Raw genomic sequence first — 26,122 nt, 5'->3', positions numbered from 1 at the left:
ACGCCCCGACAAGACCTCTCCGGTGAACTGTCGGTTCCACCGGGGTGACGTGACTCACGGTCAGTCCGGGCTGCTCACAGCCCGCCCCCGGCGGACTCCCAGGAGGCCTCGATCCGCTCCACGACCAGCTCGCACAGCTCGTGGGTGCGCAGCGCGTCGTGGGCGTCCAGGGTCTGCCCGGCCCGGACGGCCGCCAGGAAGGCCAGCACGCACTGCTCGATGCCGCGCTGCCGGGCCACCGGCACCCAGTCGCCGCGGCGCCGGACGGTCGGCTGGCCGCGGTGGTCGATCACCTCGGCCAGGTTGCGCACCTCGCGCTTGGAGTCGCCGCCGGAGACCTCCAGCACCTCCTCGGTGGAGCCGGACAGCCGGTTCATGATGCCCAGCGCGGTGAACCCGGCCCCGCCGAGGGTGAGCACCACGTGCTCGACCAGCCCGTCCCGGGTGCGGGCCCGGACGTCCACGTGCTCGATCTCGCCGGGGGCCAGGAAGCGCAGCAGGTCCACGACGTGGATGAAGTCGTCGTACACCAGGGTGCGGGCGGTCTCGGGCAGGCCCTCGCGGTTCTTCTGGAGCACGATCAGGTCGCGCGGGCGCTCCTTGGCCTGGGCGTAGCCGGGCGCGTGGCGGCGGTTGAAGCCGACCATCAGGGAGCGGCCGGTGCGGTCGGCGAGGTCGACCAGTCGGCGGGCGCCGTCCAGGGTGTAGTCGAGCGGCTTGTCGACGTAGACGTCCACCCCGGCGGTGAGCAGCTGCTCGACGATCGGGACGTGCTGGTCGGTGGCGGCGTGCACGAAGGCGGCGCGGATGCCGCCGGCGATCAGCGCGCCGAGGTCGGTGAAGCGGTGCTCGGGGGCGATCCGGTGGGCCTCGCCGAGCCGGTCCAGCTTGGCCGCGTCGCGGGTCATCAGCCGCAGGTCGAGCCCGGGCAGTGCGGTGAGCACCGGCAGGTAGGCCTTCTGCGCGATGTCGCCGAGGCCGATCACCCCGACCGGGAGCCGGGTGTCGGGTGCGGCTGTCGAACTCATGGGGACTCCTGTGGTGCGCGGTCGTCGGCCGCCCCTACCCTATGCGTCGCCGATCCCGCCCGATGCGTCCGGGCGGGCGGCCAGCAGGGTCTCGGCGATGCCGCGGGCCCGCAGGGCGGCGTCCGGGGTGCCCTCGCGCAGGGCGGTGACGATGGCGCCGTCCATCAGGAGGGCGAACTGCCGTGCCCGCTCGGCGGGTTCGGGGATGTCGGCGTCCCGCATGAGCTGCTCGACCAGCTCGATGACGCGCCGTTTGTGGAGCGCCGCCATCTCGCGGGCCGGGCTGGCGCGGTCGGAGATCTCGGTCATCGTGTTGATGGCCACGCAGCCGCGGTAGTCCTGGGCCGCGAAGCGTTCGGCCAGCGCGTCGAAGACGGTCAGCGGGTGGCCGCCGTGGGCCGCGACCCGCTCGGAGAGCCAGGCGCGCCACCGCTGGTCGCGGCCTTCCAGGACGGCCGTCACCAGCGCCTCCTTGCCGGCGAAGTGCCGGTAGAAGGAGGCGCGGCCCACGCCGGACTCGGAGAGGATGCGCTCCACGCCGACCGCGTGGATCCCGTGGGCGTAGAAGAGGGACTCCGCCGTGCTCAGCAGGCGCGCCCGTGCGTTGACTGCCATGCCACCGATCCTAACCGCCCTTGACGCCAAACGGCACCGATCGGTACCGTTTTCGAGTCGGAACCGATCGGTACCGCCGGACCACCCCTCGACACCGGGTGCCGGCGGCCGGGCACCGGACCGACCCCGAGGACCTGCGGCTGCCCGGCCGCCCGGGCCGGGACGCCACGCCAGCTGCACACGGCGCGGCCGCCCGACCCGGGACGCCGAGCAGCCGCACAGCCTTTTCCGAACCTCTTCCGGGCAGCGCCGCTCCCGCTCCGGGCCCGCTAGGGTCTGTCTTCAAGCTCCCGTCGTTCGCCCGGAGGGCGGGCGGGGCGGCGTTGGGGTGCGTGCATCGCAAGGCGGAGGAGGGAGCCACTGCGGAGCATTGGCGACCGACGACAACGCGGCGAGGTGCGTGCCCCGGCGTCGCCCCGCAGACGCGAGTTTGAAGACAGACCCTTAAGAGCCTGCGGCCGCCTCGGCGAGGGAGTCCAGGACCGGCCGGATCAGCGGATGCCCGTCGGCGCCCGCCCGGACGGCGGCGAAGACCCGGCGGGTGGCCAGCTCGCTGTCCACCGGGCGCACCGCAACCTCGCCGAGGTCGACGCCGCGCAGCGCCGAGCGCGGCACCAGCGCCACCCCCAGGCCCGCCGAGGCGAGCGCCACCACGGCGCGGAAGTCGTCCGAGGAGTGCAGCAGCCGGGGCTGGAACCCGGCGTGCTCGCAGGCCAGCAGCACCACGTCGTGGCAGGGGTTGCCCGGGTACGGCCCGATCCACGGCTCGTCGGCCAGCGCGGCGACGGCCAGCGGGCCGGCCTCCCCGGCCAGCCGGTGGCCGAGCGGCAGCACGGCCTCGAAGGGCTCGGCGTACAGCGGCACCCGGGTCAGCCGGGCGTCGTCGGCGCGCGGGGCGCCCCGGTACTCGACGGCCACCGCGAGGTCGGCGCGGCCGTCCAGCACCATCGGCAGGCTGGCGTCGCCCTCGGCGTCCAGCACCTTGAGCCGCACCCCGGGCGCGCGCCCGGCGAGCAGGCCGACGGCGGGGGCGAGCACGGAGGCGATGGCGGTCGCGAAGGAGGCGACGGTGACCTCCCCGGAGACGCCCGCGCTGTACGCGGCGAGGTCGGCCTCGGCGCGCTCCAGCTGGGCGAGCACCACGTCGGCGTGGCCGAGCAGGATCTCCCCGGCGGCGGTCAGCCGTACGCCCCGGCCCTCCCGGGCGAGCAGGTGGTGGCCGGTCTCCTGCTCCAGAGCGGCCAGCTGCTGGGAGACCGCGGAGGGGGTCAGGTAGAGGGCGGCCGCCGCGGCGGTCACGGTGCGGTGGTCCGCCACGGCCCGCAGGGTCCGCAGCCGTCGTGCGTCGATCACGGATCAATTCTGCCAGCGCGGCGCGGTGCGGCGGACCGGCCGCAGCGCGGGCCCGGCCCCACCGGAGCGGCGGTTTCGGCCGCGGGCACCGCCGGTGGCGCATTTCCGGACGAGATCGCCTCCGCTCGTTGACCGCCCGCCCGGCCCGGCGCTTGGCTCGTACCGACCGGGCCGCGGGGGCCGTGGGCCCGGCACCGTCACCAGGGGAGGACGATCCATGACGCACCCACCCACCCGACGCCGGCTGGCCCGCACCGCCGCCGTGCTGGCGGCCACCGCCGTGGCGACCGTCGCCGCCGTCGCCGCGCCGCCCGCCGCCGAGGCCCGGCCGCCCAAGGGCGACACCGCCCGGGTCAGCGAGGGCTCCAAGGGCGAGGCGCCGGACGGCCCGTCGACCGCGCTCGGGCTGAGCGAGGACGGCCGCGCCGCGCTGTTCACCTCGACCGCGACCAACCTGCTGCCCGGGCCCGCCACGCCCGGCGCACCGGACTCCGGCGAGGTCTACGTCCGGGACCTGCGCAACGGCCACCTCGAACGGATCAGCGTCGCCGACGACGGTTCCCGGCTCGACGCCCCCACCACCGACGCCGCGATCAGCGGCGACGGCCGGTTCGTGGCGTTCAGCACCGCCGCCACCAACGTGCTGCCCGGCCAGCCGAAGCACGCCGGCGACGTCTTCGTCCGCGACCGCCGGACCGGCCGCACCGAGCTGGTCTCCGCCGGAACCCTGCCGAGCACCGACGACCAGAGCATCCGCGACGCGACCAGCCCCAGCCTCAGCCGGGACGGCCGCTACGTCGCCTACGCCTCAACCCGCACCGACCTCGCCCCCGGCGTGAAGCGCGGCAAGTCCAACATCTACGTCACCGACCGCTGGACCGGCACCACCCGGCTGGTCACCGCCGGCACCGAGGGCGAGGGCGCCGACAACCACTCCTTCACCCCGACGATCAGCGCGGACGGCGCCACCGTCGGCTTCGCCTCCCGCGCCGGGAACCTGCTCCCGGGCACCCCGGCCGCCGACGCCGACGCGCCCGCGCTGACCGGGCCCCGCTACCGCCCGTACTACGTCTGGAAGGCCGGCACCGGCACGATCACCGGCGCCAGCCTGGACGCCGCCGGCGAGCTGGTCGGCGTCGCCCACGACGGCCGGATCAGCCCGGACGGCCGCTACGCGGTCTACGGCGTTCCGGTGGCGGTCGGCGGCCTCCCCGGCCCGAGCCACGGCGACCGGCTGGACGTGTACGTCCACGAGCTGGCCACCGGCACGCTCACCAAGGCCAACACCGACCTCCCGGGCACCACCGCGAAGTGGTCCGCCACCAGCGGGGTCATGACGGCCGACGACCGCTGGGTCTACTTCGACTCCGCCGCCGACAGCCTGGTCCCCGGCGACACCAACGACACCAGCGACGTCTTCCGCCGCGACCTGTGGACCGGGCGGGTCGAACGGGTCAGCCTCACCCGGGACGGCGGGCAGAGCACCGCGTCCTCCTACGGCCCGGTCGTGGACGCCACCGGCGACACGGTGCTCTTCACCGCCGACGACGGCAACCTGGTGCCGGGAGACGCCGACACCTTCCTCGACGTCTTCCGGCGCCGCCTGTGACGCGCTGAACTCCCCTGGGGGATACGACCGGTGGCGTATTTCCCGACGAGATCGCCGCCGGTCGTTGACCAGCCCCGCGCAGGAGGCTTGGCTCTCTCCCGACCGGGCCGCGGGGGCCGTGGGCCCGGCACCGTCACCAGGGGAGGACGATCCATGACGCACCCACCCACCCGACGCCGACTCGCCCGCACCGCCGCCGTGCTGGCGGCCACCGCCGTGGCGGCCGTCGCCGCCGTCGCCGCGCCGCCCGCCGCCGAGGCCCGGCCGCCCAAGGGCGACACCGCCCGGGTCAGCGAAGGCTTCAAGGGCGAGCAGCCGAACGGCTACTCGTCGGCGCTCGGGCTGAGCGAGGACGGCCGCGCCGCGCTGTTCACCTCGACCGCGACCAACCTGCTGCCCGGGCCCGGCACCCCGAACTCGGACGAGGTCTACGTCCGGGACCTGCGCAACGGGCACCTCGAACGGATCAGCGTCGCCGACGACGGCTCCCGACTCGACGCCCCCACCACCGACGCCGCGATCAGCGGCGACGGCCGGTTCGTGGCGTTCAGCACCGCCGCCACCAACGTGCTGCCCGGCCAGCCGAAGCACGCCGGCGACGTCTTCGTCCGCGACCGCTGGACCGGCCGCACCGAGCTGGTCTCTGCCGGAACCCTGCCGAGCACCGACGACCAGAGCATCCGCGACGCGACCAGCCCCAGCCTCAGCCGGGACGGCCGCTACGTCGCCTACGTCTCCAACCGCACCGACCTCGCGCCCGGGGTGGAGCACGGCCGGTTCAACGTCTACGTCACCGACCGCTGGACTCGCACCACCCGGCTGGTCACCGTCGGCGCGAACGGCGAGGAGGCCGGAAACAACTCCTACCGCCCGACCATCAGCGCGGACGGTTCGACCATCGGCTTCACCTCCCGCGCCGGGAACCTGCTGCCGCCCGACCCCGCCGGAGCCGCCGACCAGGGCGCCGACGACACCGACGGGCCCGCGCTCACCGGCCCCCGCTACTACCCGTACTACGTCTGGACGGCCGACACCGGCCGGATCACCGTCGGCAGCGTGGACGGCACCGGCGCCCGGCGCGGCGTCGGCCTGGCCGCCCGGATCAGCCCGGACGGCCGCCACGCGGTCTACACCCTCCCGGTCTTCGGCGCCGGGATCCCCACTTCCAACCACGGCATCCGGCTGGACGTGTATGTCCACGAGCTGGCCACCGGCAGGCTCACCAAGGTCAACACCGACCTGCCCGGCACCACCACGAAGCGGTCCTCGGGTTCCGCCGTCATGACGGCCGACAGCCGCTGGGTCTACTTCGAGTCCTACGCCGAGACCCTCGTTGCCGGCGACACCAATGACAGCAGCGACATCTTCCGCCGCGATCTGTGGACCGGCCGGATCGAACGGGTCAGCCTCACCCGGGCCGGCGGGCAGGGCACAGCCGACGCCCGCACCCCGTACGTGGACGCCACCGGCGGCACGGTGCTCTTCGACGCCGAGGACGGCGACCTGGTGCCCGGCGACACCAACGCCGCCACCGACGTCTTCCGGCGCCGCCTGTGACGGCCGGCCCCCGTTCCACGTCGCCGCCCCTGACGCCCGACCCCCGTTCCGCATACGTCCGTTGACGTATTTTCCGCCGAGATCACCCACGGACGTTGACCACCGGCCCTCCCGACGATTGGCTCTCCCGAAAAGCCCGTCGCCGGGAGGGAGCCCGGCCGGGCGATCGGAGGGGGACCACCTCATGACCCGTACCATCCGCAACCGGTGGCTGGCGGGCGGCGGCAGCGCCCTGGCCGCGGCCGCCCTGCTCGCCGTCACCGCCGCACCCGCCCAGGCCGCACCGCCGCCGCGCGGCACCACGCAGGTCAGCACCGGGCTGAACGGCGCCGTGCCCGACGACCAGTCCTTCGGCCAGGGCGTCAGCGCGGACGGCCGCTACGCCCTGTTCACCTCCTGGGCCTCGAACCTGGTGCCCGGGACCACGCCGGGCTCGCGCGACGCCTACGTGAGGGACCTGCGCACCGGCCGCACCGAGCAGGTGAACCTGTCCGACTCGGGCGAGCGGCTGAACGGCTGGACCGAACAGGCCGCGATCAGCGCCAACGGCCGCTACGTCGCCTTCGAGAGCGACGCCGACAACGCGGTGCCCGGCATGCAGGTCAAGGGGCGCACCGAGGTGTACGTCCGGGACCTCAGGACCGGCCGCACCGAGCTGGTCAGCGGCGGGCTCACCGCCACCGACACCGACCGGTTCCACGGCTCGTACGCGCCCTCGATCAGCGCCGACGGCCGCTACGTGGCGTACGTGTCCTCCCGGACGGACCTGGACCCGACCGTCGTGGACCCCGGGCCCGAGCCCGAGCCCGGGGTGTCGCTCGCCAGGCCCTACACCTGGAAGATCAACGTCTACCTCACCGACCGCCGGACCCACACCACCCGGCTGGTCTCCCACGACGTGCAGGGCAGGCCGGGCGAGCTCACCTCCTTCCGCCCCACGGTCAGCGCGGACGGCCGCACCGTCGGCTTCGGCTCCATCTCCGACCTGCTGCCGCCCGAGCAGACCCCCGCCCTGGCCGCCGCGGCGGCCGCGGCCGCCGACACCGAACTCACCCCGGGCGCCGCCGAGGCCGCGCGCCGCAGCGTCCCGCAGTCCGTGGCGAAGTCCCTGCCGCAGCCGCTGCTGGCCCGCCCGACCTCCGCCGTCTACTACGCCTACGACGTGCCCTCCAGGACGCTCACCCCGGTGAGCGTGGGCCTCGACGGCGCCGTCGGCAACTCCAGCTTCGAGGCGACGATCAGCCCCGACGGGCGGCGCGCGATCTACACCCTGCCCGAGCCCGGCGGCTCGACCGGCGGCCACCGGTACCACACCGTGCTCCACGTCCGGGACCTGCGCACGGGGGCCGTGACGAAGGTCAGCGGCGGCCTGCCCGGCACCACCTCGACCGGTTCCTCCGACCACGGCTCGATCACCGCCGACAACCGGTGGCTCTACTTCGAGTCCGCCGCCGACAACCTGGTGGCCGGGCCGCAGCACCCGGGCTGGGACGTCTACCGCCAGGACCTGCGCACCGGACGCACCGAGCGGGTCGCCACCGCGCCGGACGGCTCGTCCGGCAACGGCTCGTCCACGCAGCCGTTCGTGTCCGCCGCCGGCACCACCGTGGTGTTCGACTCGACCAGCGGCAACCTGGTCGCCGGCACCGGCACCCCGGCGGCCGAGGGCTACCAGGTCTTCGCCAAGCCCACCGGGTTCCACCGGGGCGACGGCGACGACCAGGGCGAGGACGGCGACGAGCGGTAGCCCGGAGCCACGACGGAACCACGACGGGGGCGGGACGTCGGCGGGGCCGGCGTCCCGCCCCCGCAGCGGGAGGGTGGGGCGGATGGTCTCTGGTCCGTGCGGCGGGGGCGGATCGGTTCGCCCCCGCCGCACGGGAGTCGTGGGCCCGTGGGCCGGTCCGGTTCCGAGCGGTCCGGCCCACGGGCGGCTGGTGGCCGGGGGTTACTCCCCCAGCGCGGCGCGCGCGTCCACGAAGGCCGCGACGGCGCGCTCGACGTCCTCGGTGGAGTGCGCCGCGGACAGCTGGACCCGGATCCGGGCCTGGCCGTGCGGGACGACCGGGTAGGAGAAGCCGATCACGTACACGCCGCGCTCCAGCAGCAGTTCGGCGAGCTTGCCGGCCCGGGCCGCGTCGCCGATCATCACCGGGGCGATCGGGTGGTCGCCGGGCAGGATCTCGAAGCCGGCCTCGGTCATCCTCGTGCGGAACAGCGCGGTGTTGGCCGCCAGCCGCTCGCGCAGCTCGTTGGACTGCTCGACCAGGTCGAGCACCTTGAGCGAGGCGGCCGCGATCACCGGGGCCAGCGAGTTGGAGAACAGGTACGGGCGGGAGCGCTGGCGCAGCAGGGCGACGATCTCGCGGCGGGCGGCGACGTAGCCGCCGGAGGCGCCGCCGAGGGCCTTGCCGAGGGTGCCGGTGATGATGTCCACGCGGTCCATCACGCCGTGCAGCTCGGGGGTGCCGCGGCCGCCCGCGCCGACGAAGCCGACGGCGTGCGAGTCGTCGACCATGACCATGGCGTCGTAGCGGTCGGCCAGGTCGCAGATCTCCCGCAGCGGGGCGACGTAGCCGTCCATCGAGAACACGCCGTCGGTGACGATCAGGCGGCGGCGGGCATCCTGGGTGTCCTGGAGCTGCTTCTCCAGGTCGGCCATGTCGCGGTTGGCGTAGCGGTGGCGGCGGGCCTTGCTGAGCCGGATGCCGTCGATGATGCTGGCGTGGTTCAGCGCGTCGGAGATGACGGCGTCCTCGGCGCCGAGCAGGGTCTCGAAGACACCGCCGTTGGCGTCGAAGCAGGAGGAGTAGAGGATCGTGTCCTCCTGCCCGAGGAAGGCCGAGAGGCGGTCCTCCAGCTCCTTGTGGACGTCCTGGGTGCCGCAGATGAACCGGACCGAGGCCATGCCGTAGCCCCAGCGGTCCAGGGCGTCCTTGGCCGCGGCGAGCACCGCGGGGTGGTCGGCCAGGCCGAGGTAGTTGTTGGCGCAGAAGTTCAGCACCTCGCCCGGGCGGCCGCCGCCGGTCACGGTGACCGCGGCGCTCTGCGGGGTGCCGATCACCCGCTCGGGCTTGAACAGGCCCGCCTCGCGGATCTCGTCCAGGGTGGCGGCGACGTCGGCACGCACGTTGTCGAACACTGCGGTCTCCTTCAGCAGTTCGGCGGGAGCAGTTCGGCGGGGCCCGGGCCGGGCTCAGGCCGTCCAGTCGAGGATGATCTTGCCGCAGTTGCCGCTCGCGGCGTCGTCGAAGGCGGCCTCGAAGTCGGCGGCGGCGTAGCGGCCGGTGATCACCGGGCTGAGGTCCAGGCCGCCCTCCAGCAGCACGGACATCGCGTACCAGGTCTCGAACATCTCGCGGCCGTAGATGCCCTTGACGGTGATCATCGAGGTGACGATCGAGGCCCAGTCCACCGGGAACTGCTCGGCGGGCAGGCCGAGCATGGCGATCTTCCCGCCGTGGGTCATGTTGGCGATCATCGACTGCATCGCCTCGGGGCGGCCGGACATCTCCAGGCCGACGTCGAAGCCCTCGCGCAGGCCCAGCTTCTGCTGGCCCTCCTCGATGGTGTGCTGGGAGACGTCGAGCGCCAGCGTCACGCCGACCTTGCGGGCCAGGTCGAGGCGGTACGGGGAGACGTCGGTGATCATCACGTTGCGGGCGCCGGCGTGCTTGGCGACGGCGGCGGCCATGATGCCGATCGGGCCGGCGCCGGTGACCAGCACGTCCTCGCCGACCAGCGGGAAGGACAGCGCGGTGTGCACGGCGTTGCCGAACGGGTCGAAGATCGCGGCCACGTCCAGGTCGACCGGCACCCGGTGCACCCAGACGTTGGAGGCGGGCAGGGCCACGTACTCGGCGAAGGCGCCGTCGCGGTTGACGCCCAGGCCGACGGTGTTGCGGCACAGGTGGCGGCGGCCGGCCAGGCAGTTGCGGCACTTGCCGCAGACCAGGTGGCCCTCGCCGCTGACCAGGTCGCCGACCGCGATGTCCGCGACGCCGGCGCCGGTCTCGGCGACCTCGCCGACGAACTCGTGGCCGAGCACCAGCGGGGTCCGGATGGTCTGCTGGGCCCAGCCGTCCCACTTGCGGATGTGCAGGTCGGTGCCGCAGATGCCGGTCCGCAGCACCTTGATCAGCACCTCGCCGGGGCCGATCTCGGGCTTCGGGACATCGATCATCCAGAGGCCGGGCTCGGCCTGCTGCTTGACGAGTGCCTTCACGGCGACGGCTCCTGACGTGCGCGGGGGACGGCCTTCGGGGGTCGGGCAGGCCGAGGTGGCCCGGTTCGGCCGCTCCTGGCGGGCGCGCTCCGGGCAGGCAGCAATCTGCCTGGTCGGAGGGGGTGCGGTCCATCGAGGAATTCTTAAGGGCGGCCACAGCTGGGCTGAACGATCGTGCCCGAGCAGCGGCCGGCGGCGGGTGCGGCGTGCCGGTGCTCACCCGTCCGGCCGAGCGCGGGACGGCCGCCACGACACCAACCGGCGGTCCGGCCGGGGTACTTGACAGCACGACACCAGCCGGTTGCGGCACTCGGCTGACCCGCTCTCCCGTTCGGTCCAGTCGGGCCGCGACCCGCGCGCGGCCGTCCGGCGGCGGTGCTTACGGTGGCGGCGATCCCCCGCGCCCCGTGGAGCGGCGCTCCGGCCCGGCCGAGCCGCACTCCGGGGCCCTTCGCCACGGGGCCGTCCGCCCCAGAGAGGCCGCCTGCGCCGATGACCGACACCCGACGGCCCCGACCGGCCGTTCCCCGCTGCCCGCGCCCGGCCGTCCCCCGGTCCGTACGGGTGGCCTCCGCCGCCCTCGCGCTGACCGGACTGCTCGCCGTCTCCGGCTGCTCCGGTGACGCGAAGCCCGCCCGACAGGCCGGCCCGGCGGTCACCGCCGAACCGGCCGCGCTCAGCCCGACCGCCAAGCCGACCGGCAGCCCCTCCGGCGCAGTGGTGGCGCTCACCCCCGACGTCGAAGCCCGCCTGGACAGCGCGATCAAGCAGGTGATGAGCGAGGTCGACATCCCGGGGGTGATCGTCGGCTACACCACCCCCGACGGCAGCTACCAGCGCACCTTCGGCGTCGCCGACCGGAGCACCGGTACGGCGATGTCCCCCGACCTGTACATGCGGATCGGCAGCGTGACCAAGACCTTCACCACCACCGCCGTCCTGCGGCTCGTGGACCAGGGCAAGCTGCACCTGGACGACCCGGTCTCCAAGTACGTCCCGAACGTGCCCGGCGGCGACGGGATCACCCTGCGCCAGCTCGGCGAGATGCGCAGCGGACTGTTCAACTACACCCTGGACGACGACTTCCAACAGGCGTTCTTCAAGGACCCGAGCCGCCCGTTCACCCCGGACCAGCTGCTCGGCTACGCGTTCAAGCACCCGGCGAACTTCGCGCCGGGCGCCAGGTTCGAGTACTCCAACACCAACCTGATCCTGCTCGGCCTGGTCGTCGAGAAGGTCGGCGGCCGGCCGCTCCAGGACTTCCTCAAGCAGCAGGTGTTCACCCCGGCCGGGCTCTCCCGGACGAGCCTGCCGACCGACGCGGCCTTCCCGGACCCGCACGCCCACGGCTACACCGACCAGACCCTCAGCGGCAAGGTCGAGGACTCCACCACCTGGAACCCGTCCTGGGGCTGGGCGGCCGGCGCCGCCATCTCCAACCTGGCCGACCTGCAGACCTGGTCGAAGGCGCTGGCCACCGGCGAGCCGCTGCTCAAGCCCGCCACCCAGGCGGAGCGGCTGAAGTTCAAGTCCGTCGGGGACTCCCCCGACCTCGGCTACGGCTTCGGCATCTTCACCACCCACGGGTGGATGGGCCACAACGGCTCGCTGCCCGGCTACGAGAGCGTGGTGCTCTACCTGCCGCAGGCCAAGGCCAGCCTGGCCATCCTGCTCAACACCGACATCACGCACGACGAGTCGGAACCCTCGACGTTCCTGGCCCGGGCGATCACCCGGATCGTCTCGCCGGACAACGTCTACACGCTGCCCACCCCGCCCGGCACGGGCTCCCCGACGGCCTCGCCCACGGCTTCCCCGTCACCGACCGCCTCGCCCACCGGGTCCGCCTCGCCGAAGGCCTCGCCGACGGCGACCGCGCCCGGCACGCCCACCGGCACCGCCACGCTGCACGTCTCCTGAGCCCCACCCGGACCACACGCGAGAGGCCCGACCCGGCCCCCCGGATCGGGCCTCCCGTGCGCCGTCAGCCCCCCAGCACCTTGCCGAGGTCGTACGAGACCGGCTCCTCCAGCTGCGCGTAGGTGCAGCTCTCCGGCGTGCGGTCCGGCCGCCAGCGGCGGAACTGCGCGGTGTGCCGGAACCGGGTGCCCTCCATGTGGTCGTACGCCACCTCGACCACCCGCTCGGGGCGCAGCGCGATCCACGAGAGGTCCTTGCCGCCGGTCCAGCGGCTGACCGCGCCGGGCAGCCGGCCCTCGGCGTGCGCGGCCTCGTCCGCCCAGCCGCCCCAGGGGTGCCGGGAGAGGTCGTCCATGCGCAACGGCGCCAGCTCCTCGGCGAGTTCGCGGCGGCGGGCCATCGGGAAGGCGGCGCAGACGCCGACGTGCTGGAGCCTGCCGTCGTCGTCGAAGATGCCCAGCAGCAGCGAGCCGACCACCGGGCCGCTCTTGTGCTCTCGGTAGCCGGCCACCACGCAGTCGGCGGTGCGCTCGTGCTTGACCTTGAACATGGTCCGCTCGCCCGGCCGGTACGGCTGGTCCAGCGGCTTGGCGACCACCCCGTCCAGCCCGGCGCCCTCGAACTCGTCGAACCAGCTCCGGGCCAGGTCGAGGTCGGTGGCGGCGGGGGCGGTGAACACCGGGTCGGCGGCGCCCGCGAGCGCGGCCTCCAGCGCCGGGCGGCGCGCCGACAGCGGCTCGTCCAGCAGGGAGTCGTCGCCGAGGGCGAGCAGGTCGAAGGCGACGAAGGAGGCCGGGGTCCGCTCGGCGAGCAGCCTCACCCGGCTCGCGGCGGGGTGGATGCGCTCCAGCAGTTCCTCGAAGCGCAGCCGGCCGTCCCGGGCGATCACCACCTCGCCGTCCAGCACGCAGCGCGGCGGCAGCTCCCGCCGGAACGCCTCGACCAGCTCGGGGAAGTACCTGGTCAGCGGCTTGCCGGTGCGGCTGCCGAGCTCCACCTCGTCGCCGTCGCGGAACACGATGGAGCGGAAGCCGTCCCACTTGGCCTCGTACTGCATCCCGGGCGGGATCTTGGCCACCGACTTGGCGAGCATCGGCGCCACCGGCGGCATCACGGGCAGGTCCATGCGTCCGATCCTCGCCCGGTTCGCCCCGGGGCGCGCGCCGGGCGTACGGCGCTTAGCGTGTGGGGCATGGGCTCAGCCGTGGAACTGGATGTCGCCGGGCGCACCGTCCGGCTGTCGAACCCGGACAAGGTGTACTACCCCGAGCGGGGCTTCACCAAGCTGGACGTCGCGCAGTACTACCTGGCCGTCGCCGACGGGGTGCTGCGCGGGCTGCGCGAGCGGCCGACCACCCTGCAGCGCTTCCCGGACGGGGTGGAGGGCGAGTTCTTCTACCAGAAGCGCGCGCCCAAGGGCCTGCCGGAGTGGCTGCCCACCGCCCGGATCGAGTTCCCGTCCGGCCGCTCCGCCGACGAGATCTGCCCCACCGAGCCGGCCGCCGTGCTGTGGGCGGCCAACCTGGGCTGCCTCACCTTCCACCCCTGGCCGGTGCGGCGCTCCGACACCGGCCACGTGGACGAGCTGCGCATCGACCTCGACCCGCAGCCCGGCACCGACTTCCACGACGCCGTCCGGGCCGCCCACGAGCTGCGCGCCCTGCTGGAGGAGTACGGGCTGCGCGGCTGGCCCAAGTCCTCCGGCGGGCGCGGGCTGCACGTCTACGTGCCGCTGGCACCCGAGTGGACGTTCACCGACGGACGGCACGCGGTGATCGCGCTCGGCCGGGTGCTGGAGCAGCGGATGCCCGGGAAGGTCACCACCGCGTGGTGGAAGGAGGAGCGCGGCGAGCGGATCTTCGTCGACTACAACCAGATGGCCCGCGACCGCACCATCGCCTCGGCCTACTCCCTGCGCGCCCGTCCCCGCGCCACCGCCTCCACCCCGCTGCGCTGGGAGGAACTGGACGACGCCGTCCCGGAGGACTTCGACCTGCGCACCGTCCCCGCCCGTTTCGCCGAACTCGGCGACCTGAACGCCGGGATGGAGCAGCACGCGTTCCGCCTGGAGCCCCTGCTGGAGCTCTACGACAAGCAGTTGCACGACGAGGGCCTCGGCGAACTCCCCTACCCGCCCGACCACCCCAAGGCGGCCGGCGAGCCCACCCGGGTCCAGCCCAGCCGGGCGAGGAAGAAGTAGCGCGCCTGCGCCCCGGCTCACCCGCCCCGGGCCACGGCGTCGCCCGCTGGGGCCTCAGCCCCGCGCGCCGGCCGGGGCCAGTTCGGCGACGATGCGCACGGCCTCGGCGATCTGCCCGTCCGTCAGGTCGCCGCGGGCGGTCAGCCGCAGCCGGGAGACGCCGTCCGGGACGGAGGGCGGGCGGAAGCAGCCGACGGCGAGGCCGGCCCGGCGGCAGTCGGCGGCCCAGGCGACGGCCGCCTCGGGGCCGGGGGCCCGGACGGAGACCACGGCGGCCTCGGGCTCGCAGCTGCGCAGCCCTTCCGCGGTGAGCTGCCGGGCCAGGGTGCGGGCGACCTCGCGGGCGCGCTCGGCGCGGGCGGGCTCGGCGCGCAGCAGCCGCAGGGCGGCGAGGGCGGCGCCGGCGGCGGCCGGGGCGAGGCCGGTGTCGAAGATGAAGGTGCGGGCGGTCTCGGTGAGGTGGCGGATCACCCGGCGCGGGCCGAGGACGGCGCCGCCCTGCGAGCCGAGCGACTTGGAGAGGGTGGCGGTGGCCACCGTGTCCGGCTGCCCGGCGAGCCCGGCCGCGGCGAGCGCCCCGGTGCCGCCGGGGCCGAGCACGCCCAGCCCGTGCGCGTCGTCCACCAGCAGCGCGGCGCCGTGCGCGCGGGCGGCGGCGGACAGCGCGGGCAGCGGGGCCGCGTCGCCGTCCACCGAGAACACCGAGTCGGTCACCACCAGCGCCCGCTGCCGGGCCCGCCCGGCGAGCGCCTCGGCGACGGCCGCCGGGTCGGCGTGCGGGGCGCGGTGGACGTCGGCGCGGGAGAGCCGGCAGCCGTCGATCAGCGAGGCGTGGTTGTAGGCGTCGGAGACGATCAGGGTGTCCGGGTCGGTGAGCGCGGTCAGCGCCGCGAGGTTGGCCGTGTAGCCGGAGGAGAACACCAGCGCGGCCTCCACCCCGCAGAACTCGGCCAGCTCCTCCTCCAGTTCGGTGTGCAGCGCGGTCGTCCCGGTGACCAGCCGCGAGCCCGTCGACCCGCCGCCCCAGCGCAGCGCCGCGTCGGCGGCCGCCCGGGCGACCACCGGATGCCTGGTCAGCCCCAGGTAGTCGTTGCCCGCGAGGTCCAGCACCCCGTCGTCCGCCGCCCGGCTGCGCAGCGTGCGCGTCAGCCCCGCCTCCGCCCGCATCGCGGCCGTCTCGTCGAGCCAGTCGAACACGTGCGCGGGGGCGGGGGCGGCGGTGCGCGGCTCGGCCGCGAGCGGATGGTTCATGCCCGGCACTCTGGCACGCGCCGTGAACGGGGATCAATGTGCCTCTCGGCACATGATCGGCGCGACCGGCCGGCCGGTCGCCACAAGCCGGTCCCCGGCGTCCGCCCGCCCGGGGCTTTGCCCGGGGTGGCGGCGAGCAGGCAAGATAGCCGGGTGACCCTCCTTGATCTGATGCCGAAGCCCGCCACCCCCGACGCGCTGTACGAGACGTTCGCAGCCTGGGCGGAGGAACGCGGGATCACGCTGTACCCGGCGCAGGAGGAGGCGCTGATCGAGCTGGTGTCCGGGAACAACGTGATCCTGGCGACGCCGACCGGCTCGGGCAAGAGCCTGGTGGCGGCGGGCGCGCACTTCGCGGCGCTGGCCGAGGGGCAGCGGACGTTCTACACCGCCCCGATCAAGGCGCTGGTGTCGGAGAAGTTCTTCGACCTGGTGAAGATGTTCGGCACCGAGCAGGTCGGCATGATGACCGGCGACGCGAGCGTGAACCCGACCGCGCCGATCATCTGCTGCACCGCCGAGGTGCTCGCCCAGATCGCGCTGCGCGACGGCGCCCGGGCGGACATCGGCCAGGTGGTCATGGACGAGTTCCACTTCTACGCCGAGCCGGACCGCGGCTGGGCCTGGCAGATCCCGCTGCTGGAGCTGCCGCAGGCGCAGTTCCTGCTGATGTCCGCGACGCTCGGCGACGTCCGCCGCTTCGAGGAGGACCTGACCCGCCGCACGGGCCGGCCGACCACGGTGGTGCGCAACGCGACCCGCCCGGTGCCGCTCTTCTACGAGTACCGCCGCACCACCATGCACGACACCCTGGAGGAGCTGCTGCAGACCGGCCAGGCGCCGGTCTACGTCGTGCACTTCACCCAGAAGGAGGCGGTGGAGCGGGCCCAGTCGCTGATGAGCATCAACATGTGCTCGAAGGCGGAGAAGGAGGCCATCGCCGACCTGATCGGCAACTTCCGCTTCACCACCAAGTTCGGCCGCAACCTGTCCCGTTACGTGCGCCACGGCATCGGCGTGCACCACGCGGGCATGCTGCCGAAGTACCGCCGACTGGTCGAACGCCTCGCCCAGGCGGGCCTGTTGAAGGTCATCTGCGGCACCGACACGCTCGGCGTCGGCGTCAATGTGCCGATCCGCACGGTGCTGTTCACCGCGCTGTCCAAGTACGACGGCAACCGGGTGCGCATCCTGCGCGCCCGCGAGTTCCACCAGATCGCCGGCCGGGCCGGCCGGGCCGGCTTCGACACCGTCGGCCAGGTCGTGGCGCAGGCGCCGGAGCACGTGATCGAGAACGACAAGGCGATCGCCAAGGCCGGGGACGACCCCAAGAAGAAGCGCAAGGTCGTCCGGAAGAAGGCCCCGGAGGGCTTCGTCGGCTGGACCGAGGAGACCTTCGACAAGCTGATCGGCGCCGACCCGGAGCCGCTGGTCTCCCGGTTCAAGGTCAGCCACGCGATGCTGCTGTCGGTGATCGGCCGCCCGGGCAACGCCTTCGAGGCGATGCGCAAGCTGCTGACCGACAACCACGAGGACCGGGCCGCGCAGCGCCGCCACATCCGCACCGCGATCGCCATCTACCGCTCGCTGCTGGAGGGCGGCGTGGTGGAGCGGCTGCCGGAGCCGGACGCCGAGGGCCGGATCGTCCGGCTCACCCTGGACCTCCAGGAGAACTTCGCGCTCAACCAGCCGCTGTCCACCTTCGCGCTGGCCTCCTTCGAGCTGCTCGACCCGACCTCGCCCTCGTACGCGATGGACGTCGTCTCCGTCGTCGAGGCGACCCTCGACGACCCGCGCCAGATCCTCGCCGCCCAGCAGAACAAGGCGCGCGGCGAGGCCGTCGGCGAGATGAAGCGGGACGGCATCGAGTACGAGGAGCGGATGGAGCGACTCCAGGAGATCACCTACCCGAAGCCGCTGGAGGAGCTGCTCACCCACGCCTACGAGGTGTACCGCCGGGCGCACCCGTGGATCGGCGACCACCGGCTGCAGCCGAAGTCGGTGGTCCGCGACCTGTACGAGCGGGCGATGACCTTCTCGGACTACGTCGGCTTCTACGAGCTGGCCCGCACCGAGGGCATCGTGCTGCGCTACCTGGCCGGCGCGTTCAAGGCGCTGGAGCAGACCGTCCCCGAGGACGTGAAGACCGACGACCTCAAGGACGTCATCGCCTGGCTCGGCGAGCTGGTCCGCCAGGTCGACTCCAGCCTGCTGGACGAGTGGGAGCAGCTGGCCAACCCGACCGAGCCGCAGGCCGCCGAGGTGCGCCTGGACGACAAGCCGGCGCCGGTCACCGCCAACGCCCGCGCCTTCCGGGTCCTGGTGCGCAACGAGATGTTCCGCCGGGTCGAGCTGTGCGCGCTGGAGAACTGGGACGCGCTCGGCGAGCTGGACGGCGAGTACGGCTGGGACGCGGACCGCTGGGCGGACGCCATGGACGGGTACTGGGAGGAGTACGACGACCTCGGCACCGGCCCGGACGCACGCGGCCCGAAGATGCTGATCATCGAGGAGGAGGACTCCTCCTGGCGCGTCCGGCAGATCTTCGACGACCCGGAGGGCGACCACGACTGGGGCATCAGCGCCGAGGTCGACCTCTACGGCTCGGACGAGGAGGGCCGGGCGGTGCTGCGGGTGACCTCGGTGGACCGGCTCGGCGGCTGAGCCGGCGCCCGAACGCGCGGATCCCCCCCGGAGGCCGAGGCTTCCGGGGGGATCCGCGCGTTCGGCGGGCCGTCACATCCAGACGAACGGCGAGCCCGCGGCGTAGGAGAGCGCGCGGGTGGCCTCGTCCAGGCCCTGCTCGGCGCCGGGCGTCGCGCCGGCGGTCGGCGGGACCGGCGCGGTCGGCGCCCCGGTGCCGACCGTGGGGGAGCCCGCCGGTCGCTCGTCGCCCGGCCGGGAGCTGGTGACGGTCACGTAGTGCCCGACCGCCTCTATCCGCGGCTCGCCGCCCGGCTTGGCGCCGCCGGGAGGCAGGCCGGGGGCGGTGCCGGCGTTGGCGAGGGTGAAGGCGACCGCGCCGGGCTTGGCCCGCAGGGCCTCGGCGGCCCGGGCGGCGGAGGCCTGGTCGGGGAAGCGCAGCAGGGTGACGCTGCTGAGCACCGGGCGGTCCTGGCCGCTGAAGCTGACGGCCAGGTAACCCTGGCAGCCGGTCTCCTTCAGCGGGTCCTGGGTCCGGTCCTGGAGCGCCTCGGCGCAGTTCTCGCCCTGCCGGACGCCGTTGCGCCGCGCCTTGTAGGCGCCGACCTCGACCGGCCGCTGGGCGGGGAAGATGTTGTCGACGTTGAGGGCCTCGGGGTCGGTGAGCGGCGGCGGGGTGCCCACCACGCGCGGCGTCGCGGAGGAGTCCTTGCTGGACGGGCCGAGCCCGGGTATGTAGTCGCCGGGCATCGGGCGGGTGATGATCCATCCCCCGCCCGCCACCACGCCGACCACGACGATCCAGCCCGCCGCCCGACGGGCCGTCAGCCGTCGGCCGCGCCGCCCGCGGTCCGTTCCCCCGTCGGCGTCGGCGCCCCCGCCGACCCGCTGTCCTGCCCGGCCTTCCCGGCCCTCTCCCGGAGTCGGGGTGCGCTCCCCCTGCGTGGTCATGGCGCAGATTCTAAGCACCCCCGGGGTGGCGTGGATCACTGGGTCGGGAGTTGTGGATCATCGCCCGCCGGAGCCGTCCGCCGTCCGTCCCACCACCCGCCGGTAGGCGGCGCCCGGGCGCGACGTCAAGCGCGTGACCTGCGGCGGAGCCGTGAGCTTCGACACTGTGGCAATCGGCACATCCTCACACGGATCTTCTGGCGGGTTTGCTCTGGCGCCGCCCGATCACCACCAGGCAGGATCGCCCCATGGATCTGCTCGATACCCTCACCGCCAAGGGCCTGCGCGGCGAAGTCCCGACCCGCGAGGAGGCCCTGGCCGTCCTCGCCACCACCGACGACGAGCTGCTCGACGTGGTCGCCGCGGCCGGCAAGGTGCGCCGCCGCTGGTTCGGCCGCCGGGTCAAGCTCAACTACCTGGTGAACCTGAAGAGCGGACTCTGTCCGGAGGACTGCTCGTACTGCTCGCAGCGGCTCGGGTCGAAGGCCGAGATCCTCAAGTACACCTGGCTCAAGCCCGACCAGGCCGCCGACGCGGCCCGCGCCGGGGTGGCCGGCGGCGCCAAGCGGGTCTGCCTGGTCGCCAGCGGCCGCGGCCCGACGGACCGCGACATCGACCGGGTCACCGACACCATGGCCGCCATCAAGGACGCCGACCCCGAGGTCGAGATCTGCGTCTGCCTCGGCCTGCTCTCCGACAACCAGGCGGAGCGGCTCAAGGCGGCCGGCGCCGACGCCTACAACCACAACCTCAACACCTCCGAGGGCACCTACGGCGACATCGCCACCACCCACACCTACGCGGACCGGGTGGACACCGTGCAGAAGGCGCACGGCGCGGGCCTGTCCGCCTGCTCCGGCCTGATCGCCGGCATGGGCGAGAGCGACGAGGACCTGGTCGACGTCGTCTTCGCGCTGCGCGAGCTGGGCTCGGACTCCGTCCCGGTCAACTTCCTGATCCCGTTCGAGGGCACCCCGCTCGCCAAGGAGTGGAACCTCAGCCCGCAGCGCTGCCTGCGCATCCTGGCGATGGTCCGCTTCGTCAACCCGGACACCGAGGTGCGGATCGCGGGCGGACGCGAGGTGCACCTGCGCTCGATGCAGCCGCTCGGCCTGCACATCGCCAACTCCATCTTCCTCGGCGACTACCTCACCAGCGAGGGCCAGGCCGGACAGGCCGACCTCGACATGATCAAGGACGCCGGCTTCGAGGTCGAGGGCGCCGGCGAGGCCACCCTGCCGCGCCACCGCGCGGACGTCGCCGAGGCGGCGGCCGGTGGCGGCTGCGGCACCGCGGCCCCGGCCTGCGGCAGCGGCGGTGGCTGCGGGCCGTGCGGCGGGCACGCGCACGGCTCCGAGGCCGCCTCCCCGGAGGCCGTCGCCCCGCAGACCCCGGACGGCGACGAGCTGCGCAGCGACCTCGTGAAGGTCCGCCGCCGCGGCGCCGGCACCGAACTCGCGCCCAACGCCTGACAGTTCCGACCCTCCGGAGAACCGCCATGCTCCAGCCGTCCGCAGCCGCCCTGCTCGACCTCGACCGCGCCCATGTGTGGCACCCGTACGGGCCGATGCCCGGGACCGTCACCCCGTACGTGGTCGAGTCCGCCTCGGGGGTGCGGCTGCGCCTCGCCGAGCCGGTCGCGGGCGGGCGGCGCGAGCTGGTCGACGGGATGTCGTCCTGGTGGGCGGCGATCCACGGCTACCGGCACCCGGTGCTGGACGAGGCGGTGCGCGACCAGCTGGGGCGGATGAGCCATGTGATGTTCGGCGGGCTCACCCACGAGCCCGCCGTCCGGCTGGCCGCCACCCTGGTGGAGATCACCCCGGAGCCGCTGCGGCACGTCTTCCTCGCCGACTCGGGCTCGGTGGCCGTCGAGGTCGCGATGAAGATGTGCCTGCAGTACTGGCAGTCCGTCGGGCGGCCGGCCAAGCGCCGGCTGCTCACCTGGCGCGGCGGCTACCACGGGGACACCTTCCACCCGATGTCGGTCTGCGACCCGGACGGCGGGATGCACCACCTGTGGGGCGGGGTGCTGCCCGGCCAGCTGTTCGCCCCCGAGCCTCCGGCCGGCTTCGACGCCCCGCTCGACCCCGGATACGCCGCGCGCTTCGAGGAGTTGATGGCCCGGTACGCGGACGAGCTGGCCGCCGTCATCGTCGAGCCGGTGGTCCAGGGCGCGGGCGGGATGCGCTTCCACTCCCCCGCCTACCTGCGGATGCTGCGCGAACTGTGCGACCGCTACGGGGTGTTGCTGGTCTTCGACGAGATCGCCACCGGGTTCGGGCGCAGCGGCGCGCTGTTCGCCGCCGACCACGCGGGCGTCTCGCCGGACGTGATGTGCCTGGGCAAGGCGCTGACCGGCGGGTACCTGACGCTGGCCGCCACGCTGTGCACCAGCGGGATCGCCGACGGCATCAGCCGCGGCGAGGTGCCGGTGCTCGCCCACGGGCCGACGTTCATGGGCAACCCGCTCGCCTGCGCGGTCGCCAACGCCTCGCTGGAGCTGCTGCTCGGGCAGGACTGGTCGACCGAGGTGAAGCGGATCGGGGCCGGCCTGGCCGAGGGCCTCGCGGCGGCCGCGGACGTCCCCGGCGTGCTCGACGTGCGCACCCGGGGGGCCATCGGCGTCGTCCAGTTGGACCACCCGGTGGACGTCCGCGCGGCGACGGAGGCGGCGGCGCGGGAGGGCGTCTGGCTGCGGCCGTTCCGGGACCTGATCTACACCATGCCCCCCTATGTGACGGAGGACGAGGACGTGGCACGGATCGCTGCCGCCGTGACCGCCGCGGCGGTGGCGGGATGAGCGCGCGCATCCTGTTCGTGACGGGGACCAACACGGACGTCGGCAAGACGGTCGCCACCGCGGCGGTCGCCTCGGCGGCGCTGCGGGCGGGCCTGAAGGTCGCGGTGCTCAAGCCCGGGCAGACGGGCGTGTCGCCGGACGAACCGGGCGACGCCGCCGAAGTGCGCAGGCTGGCGGGCGATCTGACGGTCCGTGAGCTGGTGCGCTATCCCGAGCCGCTGGCTCCCGACACCGCCGCCCGGCGGGCCGGGATGCCGTACCTCTCCCCCGCCGCGGTGGTGTCCGAGGTGGCCGACCTGGCCGCCGGCCACGACCTCGTCCTGGTGGAGGGCGCGGGCGGGCTGCTGGTCCGCTACGACGACGAGGGCCGCACGCTCGCCGACCAGGCCCGGGCCGTGCGCGAGGCCGGGCTGCCGGCCGAGGTCCTGCTGATCGCCTCGGCCGGGCTCGGCACGCTCAACATCGTCGCCCTCACGGCGGAGGCGCTGGCGGCCCGCGGCCTGCCGCTCGCGGGTGTGCTCGTCGGGTCCTGGCCCGCCGAACCGGGCCTCGCCGAACGCTGCAACCTCGCCGACCTGCCCCGCTCGGCCGGCGCCCCACTGCTCGGCGCCCTGCCGGAACGGGCGGGCGGCGCCGAGGACTTTGCCGCCCTCGCGTACGCCTCGCTGGCCCCCGAGCTGGGCGGCGGCTGGGACGTGGAGCACTTCGCGCGCCTCCATCGGCCCGAATCGGCCCCGCTTCGCTCGAAGGGGTGATCCGGGCGCCCGGGCCTGTCGGAAGCCCAGGCGGCTCAATACCGTTCCTTCCATGACAGACGGGCTGACCGTGGACGAGGCCCTGCGGGCCCTGGCCGCCCTGGAGGCGGCGTGGAAGGACGACGACGAGGCGCTGTCCGCCCTGGCGGCGGGCGGCGCCGGCGAACGGCCGCTGCCGGCGCTGGTCGCCGCGTACGGCGAGCACGCGATGGACACCCTGATGGCGCTGGCCTTCGGGCTGCGCGCGACCATGAGCGACGAGGAGCTCGCCGAGATCTCCGACGCCGTCAGCTCCAACATCGGCGCCCGGATGAGCGCGCTGCTGACGCAGACGCTGAGGGCCTGGGGCACCCTCGCGCCCTCGGACGACCTCTCGGTGACGAAGATCATCGCCCACACGGTGATCGACGCGATGCGGGCCGTCACCGAGGACCCCGACAAGACCGAGGTGCTGCCCCTGCTGGCCACCTTCCGCAGCTACGCCCTCAACGAGGCCTGAGGCCCGGGGAGTTCGGCGTCTTCTGATCCCTCTCCCATCCGCGGCCTTCCGGGACCAGGAAGCGGCCGGAGCGCCACCGCAGGCTCGCCGGGCCGCCGGTGGGCCAGTCGTGGTCCAGGTGGCGGCGGTCGCGGCCGAGTCCTCCGAGCTGCTGCGGGCGCAGCGTGCCCTGCCTCAGGCCGGCGGCCTCGTCGGCGGTCACCGGCATGATCGTCACGTACTGGGCGTCGTCCCCGCCCATCCAGTCGACGACCTCGCTGAAGATCCACACGAACCGCTGCGCGCACTCCCGGCAGCGCCGCAGACCGACGGAGAAGTGCGAGCCGTCCACCACCTCCGCCTCGTGCTCGAAGCCCTCCCGCTGCCGCCCCCACACGGCCTTCTCGTCCTCCCCGTAGCACTTCGCGCAGCCGAACTCCGCCCTCGGCCTTCCCATCGGTCGACTCCCTGTTCCGCGACGTCCCGGTCGCGGCCCATGATGCCCGCAGGGCCCGGCGGCCGGCCGGGGAGTCCACCCGGCCCGGGAACAATTCACGGTCCGTTCCCGCACCGTTCGCGCCCCGAGGCGTAATCCCCGGATGCCGGTTGACGAAGCCCCCGCCCCGGCCTCGGACCGCACGACGCGACTGAGCGCCCGCCGGGCGGGCGCTCAGTCGGCCTCCAGCAGCACCGCCGGCAGCGCGGCCTCCCGCACCAGGGTGCGCGGGAGGGTGAGCCCGAAGTGGCGGCCGAGCACCTCCAGGCCGGCCCGGTGGAGGTCGTCGCCCGCGCGGTCGTGGTCGGGCAGGCCGGCCGCCGCCAGCTCGGCCGTCAGGGCGGCGACGGTGGCCGGCTCGCCCGCGACGCCGTCGGGGCCCCAGCTGCCGTCCAGGTGGAGGTTGAGGAAGCAGATCTCCCGGCCGTCCCGGTAGCCGTGGAAGAACGGCGGCACCGGCTTGCCGTTCTCCTCCTCGAACTCCAGGTGGAAGACCTCGGCGCCGCCGCGCGAGGCGGCCGGCGGGACGCTCAGCTCGCCCTGCCAGTAGCCGTACACCACCGCGAAGGCGAGGTCGCCGGTGCGCCCGTGGTGCAGCGCGATGTCCTCGATGTCGCCGGGGAACTCGAGTTCGTACTCCTCGACCAGCTCCCGAGCGGTGAGTTCGCCGAGCGGCCGCGCGGTGCACCTCGGGAAGCCCTCGGCGATCCGGGCCACCAGCTCCTCCGGCGCCAGGCCGCGGGCCAGCACGACGCTGTAGCCGCCGAAGGCGATCGACTGGGGTTCGGCGAGCCAGGTGAGCGTGTCCGTCATGCCGGCCATCCTGCCGCACGGCACCGACAACCCGGCCGATGCGGCCCCGCCGGTCAGCTCGGGACAGCCGCTGCCGGCCGCCTGCCGATCTGCAGCAGCGCCGGGGCCGGGGCCGGGCGGTCCATCGCCGCGTACGGGCAGTGCACCGCGCTCTCGTCGCCGGTCGCCCAGCCGCGCACCCACGGGGCGAGCCGCTCGTTGTCGATCCGCAGGGTGCCGTCCGGCAGCAGCCGGCCGACCGCGTTGGCGGGGTCGGTGAGCGCCACCGTGCACTTGCCGACGGTGCCGTCGGCCCGGATCACCAGGGAGTTCGGCCGGGCCGCGTAGCAGACGGGCAGCTCGTCGGGTTCCGGCGCGGCCGGGAGCCCGTCGTACGCCACGGCGGTCAGCTCGTCCAGGACCTTCGGGCGCAGCCCCTGTTCGAGGATCTCCATCGTCCGGTCGTTCGGCCCGCCCATCCGCTCGACCGGCTTGAGGTGGAGCGTGAACCGCTCGTCCCGCAGGAAGGTGTCGCGCAGCCGGGCGAGGAACCCGGGCATGAGCGGCAGGTTGGCGGGGGTGAGGTGGACCCGCAGCAGCACGCGGACGGGCAGCGCGCTGTCCCGGATCGCCAGCAGGTTCCGCCAGATCCGGTCGAACGAGCCGCGGCCGTCCGCGCGCAGCCTGGTGGTGTCGTGGGCCTCGGCCGGGCCGTCCAGGGAGATCTGGTACCGGTCGACGCCGAGGGCCGCGAGCCTGCGGGCGGTCCCGGTGTCGAGCAGGTAGCCGTTGGTGGTCATGTCAGCCTGGTATTGCAGACCGGGCCGGGCGGCGGCCAAGTCGGCCAGGTGGGCGGAGAGTTCCTCGACGATCGGGCGTGCGAGCAGTGGCTCCCCGCCGAACCAGGAGACGTCCAGGCGCCGCAGGTCCGCGGCGCGCCGGTCGATCAGCCGCTTGATGCCGCCGACCACGGCTTCGTCCATCCGTCCGACGGTGAAGTCCTCGTAGCAGTAGGTGCAGCGGAAGTTGCACTGCTCGGTGGGGAGGACGATCAGGTGCAGGGCGCGGTCGGTCAGTGACTCCGCGAGCTGCACCCGGAACGCCGGGGAGGTGCTCCCGCCGGTACCGGGCGCGGTGAGGGTCTGCGTCATGGGTGCGGTTCTCCGTCGGACGGGTCGGTCGGACTACTCGGGCGACTCGGTTCGACTACACCGGCGGAGAGCCGCAGCCGGCCACCATGTTGGGACAGACGTTGGTGACGTGGCCGTGTCGCCTCTGGATGTCGGGTGTCTCGCCGGTGCTCGCCAAGCTCGCCAGCTGGGGCGACACGACGATGCGGCCCTGCTCGTCCAGCTTGACGTCGACGCCGCTGGGGCTGTTCTGCGGATCGTTCTGCGGAGCGCTCATGGCGACTCTCCTCGGGGGTGGGCGCGAGGGTCGGGTCCC

At 74.1% G+C, this 26,122-nt stretch carries 22 protein-coding genes; 10 read left to right on the top strand and 12 right to left on the bottom strand.

Annotated features, from left to right (window positions below; all coding sequences use genetic code 11):
• Positions 1 to 74 precede the first annotated feature (74 nt).
• The 3 genes from ACFY0X_RS01935 to ACFY0X_RS01925 all read right to left on the bottom strand — a co-directional run bounded on the left by ACFY0X_RS01935 (position 75) and on the right by ACFY0X_RS01925 (position 2,996).
• The gene (locus tag ACFY0X_RS01935) at positions 75 to 1,028 is read right to left on the bottom strand and encodes a Gfo/Idh/MocA family protein (RefSeq protein ID WP_387747727.1); all 954 of its coding nucleotides are present in this window, start codon (positions 1,026 to 1,028) and stop codon (positions 75 to 77) included.
• A gap of 39 nt (positions 1,029 to 1,067) precedes the next feature.
• Positions 1,068 to 1,643, bottom strand: a complete 576-nt coding sequence (locus tag ACFY0X_RS01930; protein WP_387747725.1) for a TetR/AcrR family transcriptional regulator — start codon at positions 1,641 to 1,643, stop codon at positions 1,068 to 1,070.
• Between the two features lie 444 nt (positions 1,644 to 2,087).
• Positions 2,088 to 2,996 carry a LysR family transcriptional regulator gene (locus tag ACFY0X_RS01925; RefSeq protein WP_387747723.1) on the bottom strand — a complete coding sequence of 303 codons (909 nt, stop codon included), beginning with the start codon at positions 2,994 to 2,996 and terminating at the stop codon, positions 2,088 to 2,090.
• Positions 2,997 to 3,213: 217 nt separating this feature from the next.
• On the opposite strand from ACFY0X_RS01925, the gene ACFY0X_RS01920 reads away from it, so the two are divergent.
• The 3 genes from ACFY0X_RS01920 (at position 3,214) to ACFY0X_RS01910 (ending at position 7,909) form a co-directional block, all read left to right on the top strand.
• Positions 3,214 to 4,605 (top strand): hypothetical protein, encoded by a 1,392-nt coding sequence (locus ACFY0X_RS01920; RefSeq protein WP_387747721.1) that lies wholly within the window; start codon positions 3,214 to 3,216, stop codon positions 4,603 to 4,605.
• Positions 4,606 to 4,758: 153 nt separating this feature from the next.
• Entirely contained in the window at positions 4,759 to 6,162 is a 1,404-nt protein-coding gene (locus tag ACFY0X_RS01915; protein WP_387747719.1) for a TolB family protein, read from the top strand.
• Between the two features lie 184 nt (positions 6,163 to 6,346).
• Positions 6,347 to 7,909, top strand: a complete 1,563-nt coding sequence (locus ACFY0X_RS01910) for a TolB family protein (protein ID WP_387747717.1) — start codon at positions 6,347 to 6,349, stop codon at positions 7,907 to 7,909.
• Between the two features lie 201 nt (positions 7,910 to 8,110).
• On the opposite strand, the gene ACFY0X_RS01905 is transcribed toward ACFY0X_RS01910, so the two are convergent.
• Positions 8,111 to 9,304 carry a glycine C-acetyltransferase gene (locus ACFY0X_RS01905; protein WP_387747715.1) on the bottom strand — a complete coding sequence of 398 codons (1,194 nt, stop codon included), beginning with the start codon at positions 9,302 to 9,304 and terminating at the stop codon, positions 8,111 to 8,113.
• Between the two features lie 54 nt (positions 9,305 to 9,358).
• A complete protein-coding gene (gene tdh, locus ACFY0X_RS01900; protein WP_387747713.1) occupies positions 9,359 to 10,387 on the bottom strand; it encodes an L-threonine 3-dehydrogenase in 1,029 nt (342 codons plus the stop codon).
• A gap of 492 nt (positions 10,388 to 10,879) precedes the next feature.
• Between tdh and ACFY0X_RS01895 the strand changes: the two genes are divergently transcribed.
• Positions 10,880 to 12,307, top strand: coding sequence for a serine hydrolase (locus tag ACFY0X_RS01895; RefSeq protein WP_387747711.1), 1,428 nt, complete (start codon positions 10,880 to 10,882; stop codon positions 12,305 to 12,307).
• A gap of 64 nt (positions 12,308 to 12,371) precedes the next feature.
• Here the strand turns inward: ACFY0X_RS01895 and ACFY0X_RS01890 are convergent, their stop codons facing one another.
• Positions 12,372 to 13,433 carry an ATP-dependent DNA ligase gene (locus tag ACFY0X_RS01890; RefSeq protein ID WP_387747709.1) on the bottom strand — a complete coding sequence of 354 codons (1,062 nt, stop codon included), beginning with the start codon at positions 13,431 to 13,433 and terminating at the stop codon, positions 12,372 to 12,374.
• A gap of 66 nt (positions 13,434 to 13,499) precedes the next feature.
• On the opposite strand from ACFY0X_RS01890, the gene ligD reads away from it, so the two are divergent.
• Entirely contained in the window at positions 13,500 to 14,507 is a 1,008-nt protein-coding gene (gene ligD, locus ACFY0X_RS01885; RefSeq protein WP_387747707.1) for a non-homologous end-joining DNA ligase, read from the top strand.
• 54 nt (positions 14,508 to 14,561) lie between these two features.
• Here the strand turns inward: ligD and ACFY0X_RS01880 are convergent, their stop codons facing one another.
• Complete coding sequence (locus ACFY0X_RS01880) at positions 14,562 to 15,758, bottom strand: 8-amino-7-oxononanoate synthase (RefSeq protein ID WP_387747705.1); 1,197 nt, start codon at positions 15,756 to 15,758, stop codon at positions 14,562 to 14,564.
• 171 nt (positions 15,759 to 15,929) lie between these two features.
• Between ACFY0X_RS01880 and ACFY0X_RS01875 the strand changes: the two genes are divergently transcribed.
• Complete coding sequence (locus tag ACFY0X_RS01875; protein ID WP_387748061.1) at positions 15,930 to 18,422, top strand: DEAD/DEAH box helicase; 2,493 nt, start codon at positions 15,930 to 15,932, stop codon at positions 18,420 to 18,422.
• A gap of 72 nt (positions 18,423 to 18,494) precedes the next feature.
• On the opposite strand, the gene ACFY0X_RS01870 is transcribed toward ACFY0X_RS01875, so the two are convergent.
• Positions 18,495 to 19,352, bottom strand: a complete 858-nt coding sequence (locus tag ACFY0X_RS01870; RefSeq protein ID WP_387747703.1) for a hypothetical protein — start codon at positions 19,350 to 19,352, stop codon at positions 18,495 to 18,497.
• A 248-nt stretch (positions 19,353 to 19,600) separates the two neighbouring features.
• On the opposite strand from ACFY0X_RS01870, the gene bioB reads away from it, so the two are divergent.
• From bioB to ACFY0X_RS01850, 4 genes are read left to right on the top strand one after another with little or no spacing between them, the layout of a single operon-like run.
• Complete coding sequence (gene bioB, locus ACFY0X_RS01865) at positions 19,601 to 20,824, top strand: biotin synthase BioB (protein ID WP_387747701.1); 1,224 nt, start codon at positions 19,601 to 19,603, stop codon at positions 20,822 to 20,824.
• Positions 20,825 to 20,850: 26 nt separating this feature from the next.
• Complete coding sequence (locus ACFY0X_RS01860; RefSeq protein WP_387747699.1) at positions 20,851 to 22,155, top strand: adenosylmethionine--8-amino-7-oxononanoate transaminase; 1,305 nt, start codon at positions 20,851 to 20,853, stop codon at positions 22,153 to 22,155.
• Complete coding sequence (gene bioD / locus ACFY0X_RS01855; protein WP_387747697.1) at positions 22,152 to 22,910, top strand: dethiobiotin synthase; 759 nt, start codon at positions 22,152 to 22,154, stop codon at positions 22,908 to 22,910. The genes ACFY0X_RS01860 and bioD overlap by 4 nt, the downstream gene beginning before the upstream one ends.
• 52 nt (positions 22,911 to 22,962) lie before the next feature.
• Entirely contained in the window at positions 22,963 to 23,409 is a 447-nt protein-coding gene (locus ACFY0X_RS01850) for a hypothetical protein (RefSeq protein WP_387747695.1), read from the top strand.
• On the opposite strand, the gene ACFY0X_RS01845 is transcribed toward ACFY0X_RS01850, so the two are convergent.
• From ACFY0X_RS01845 to ACFY0X_RS01830, 4 genes are all read right to left on the bottom strand, one after another.
• Positions 23,396 to 23,845 (bottom strand): hypothetical protein, encoded by a 450-nt coding sequence (locus tag ACFY0X_RS01845; protein ID WP_387747693.1) that lies wholly within the window; start codon positions 23,843 to 23,845, stop codon positions 23,396 to 23,398. The two genes, ACFY0X_RS01850 and ACFY0X_RS01845, sit on opposite strands and share 14 nt — an antisense overlap.
• A gap of 213 nt (positions 23,846 to 24,058) precedes the next feature.
• On the bottom strand, positions 24,059 to 24,697 hold the full coding sequence (locus tag ACFY0X_RS01840) for a hypothetical protein (RefSeq protein WP_387747691.1): 639 nt from the start codon (positions 24,695 to 24,697) through the stop codon (positions 24,059 to 24,061).
• A gap of 53 nt (positions 24,698 to 24,750) precedes the next feature.
• Entirely contained in the window at positions 24,751 to 25,827 is a 1,077-nt protein-coding gene (locus ACFY0X_RS01835) for a radical SAM protein (protein WP_387747689.1), read from the bottom strand.
• A 55-nt stretch (positions 25,828 to 25,882) separates the two neighbouring features.
• Positions 25,883 to 26,083 (bottom strand): hypothetical protein, encoded by a 201-nt coding sequence (locus ACFY0X_RS01830; RefSeq protein ID WP_387747687.1) that lies wholly within the window; start codon positions 26,081 to 26,083, stop codon positions 25,883 to 25,885.
• Between the last annotated feature and the right edge of the window lie 39 nt (positions 26,084 to 26,122).

The organism is Kitasatospora sp. NPDC001547, from assembly GCF_042894165.1.
Lineage (GTDB): Bacteria > Actinomycetota > Actinomycetes > Streptomycetales > Streptomycetaceae > Kitasatospora.
The sequence above is the reverse complement of the archived record's forward strand: the minus strand, read 5'-3'. Positions and strand labels throughout refer to the sequence as shown.

What these genes read in the sequence shown, in the direction of transcription:
- ACFY0X_RS01935 (WP_387747727.1), bottom strand. Translation starts at nt 1,028, where the DNA reads ATGAGTTCGACAGCCGCACCCGACACCCGGCTCCCGGTCGGGGTGATC.
- ACFY0X_RS01930 (WP_387747725.1), bottom strand. Translation starts at nt 1,643, where the DNA reads ATGGCAGTCAACGCACGGGCGCGCCTGCTGAGCACGGCGGAGTCCCTC.
- ACFY0X_RS01920 (WP_387747721.1), top strand. Translation starts at nt 3,214, where the DNA reads ATGACGCACCCACCCACCCGACGCCGGCTGGCCCGCACCGCCGCCGTG.
- ACFY0X_RS01915 (WP_387747719.1), top strand. Translation starts at nt 4,759, where the DNA reads ATGACGCACCCACCCACCCGACGCCGACTCGCCCGCACCGCCGCCGTG.
- ACFY0X_RS01910 (WP_387747717.1), top strand. Translation starts at nt 6,347, where the DNA reads ATGACCCGTACCATCCGCAACCGGTGGCTGGCGGGCGGCGGCAGCGCC.
- ACFY0X_RS01895 (WP_387747711.1), top strand. Translation starts at nt 10,880, where the DNA reads ATGACCGACACCCGACGGCCCCGACCGGCCGTTCCCCGCTGCCCGCGC.
- ACFY0X_RS01890 (WP_387747709.1), bottom strand. Translation starts at nt 13,433, where the DNA reads ATGGACCTGCCCGTGATGCCGCCGGTGGCGCCGATGCTCGCCAAGTCG.
- ligD (WP_387747707.1), top strand. Translation starts at nt 13,500, where the DNA reads ATGGGCTCAGCCGTGGAACTGGATGTCGCCGGGCGCACCGTCCGGCTG.
- ACFY0X_RS01880 (WP_387747705.1), bottom strand. Translation starts at nt 15,758, where the DNA reads ATGAACCATCCGCTCGCGGCCGAGCCGCGCACCGCCGCCCCCGCCCCC.
- ACFY0X_RS01875 (WP_387748061.1), top strand. Translation starts at nt 15,930, where the DNA reads ATGCCGAAGCCCGCCACCCCCGACGCGCTGTACGAGACGTTCGCAGCC.
- ACFY0X_RS01870 (WP_387747703.1), bottom strand. Translation starts at nt 19,352, where the DNA reads ATGACCACGCAGGGGGAGCGCACCCCGACTCCGGGAGAGGGCCGGGAA.
- bioB (WP_387747701.1), top strand. Translation starts at nt 19,601, where the DNA reads ATGGATCTGCTCGATACCCTCACCGCCAAGGGCCTGCGCGGCGAAGTC.
- ACFY0X_RS01860 (WP_387747699.1), top strand. Translation starts at nt 20,851, where the DNA reads ATGCTCCAGCCGTCCGCAGCCGCCCTGCTCGACCTCGACCGCGCCCAT.
- bioD (WP_387747697.1), top strand. Translation starts at nt 22,152, where the DNA reads ATGAGCGCGCGCATCCTGTTCGTGACGGGGACCAACACGGACGTCGGC.
- ACFY0X_RS01850 (WP_387747695.1), top strand. Translation starts at nt 22,963, where the DNA reads ATGACAGACGGGCTGACCGTGGACGAGGCCCTGCGGGCCCTGGCCGCC.
- ACFY0X_RS01845 (WP_387747693.1), bottom strand. Translation starts at nt 23,845, where the DNA reads ATGGGAAGGCCGAGGGCGGAGTTCGGCTGCGCGAAGTGCTACGGGGAG.
- ACFY0X_RS01840 (WP_387747691.1), bottom strand. Translation starts at nt 24,697, where the DNA reads ATGACGGACACGCTCACCTGGCTCGCCGAACCCCAGTCGATCGCCTTC.
- ACFY0X_RS01835 (WP_387747689.1), bottom strand. Translation starts at nt 25,827, where the DNA reads ATGACGCAGACCCTCACCGCGCCCGGTACCGGCGGGAGCACCTCCCCG.
- ACFY0X_RS01830 (WP_387747687.1), bottom strand. Translation starts at nt 26,083, where the DNA reads ATGAGCGCTCCGCAGAACGATCCGCAGAACAGCCCCAGCGGCGTCGAC.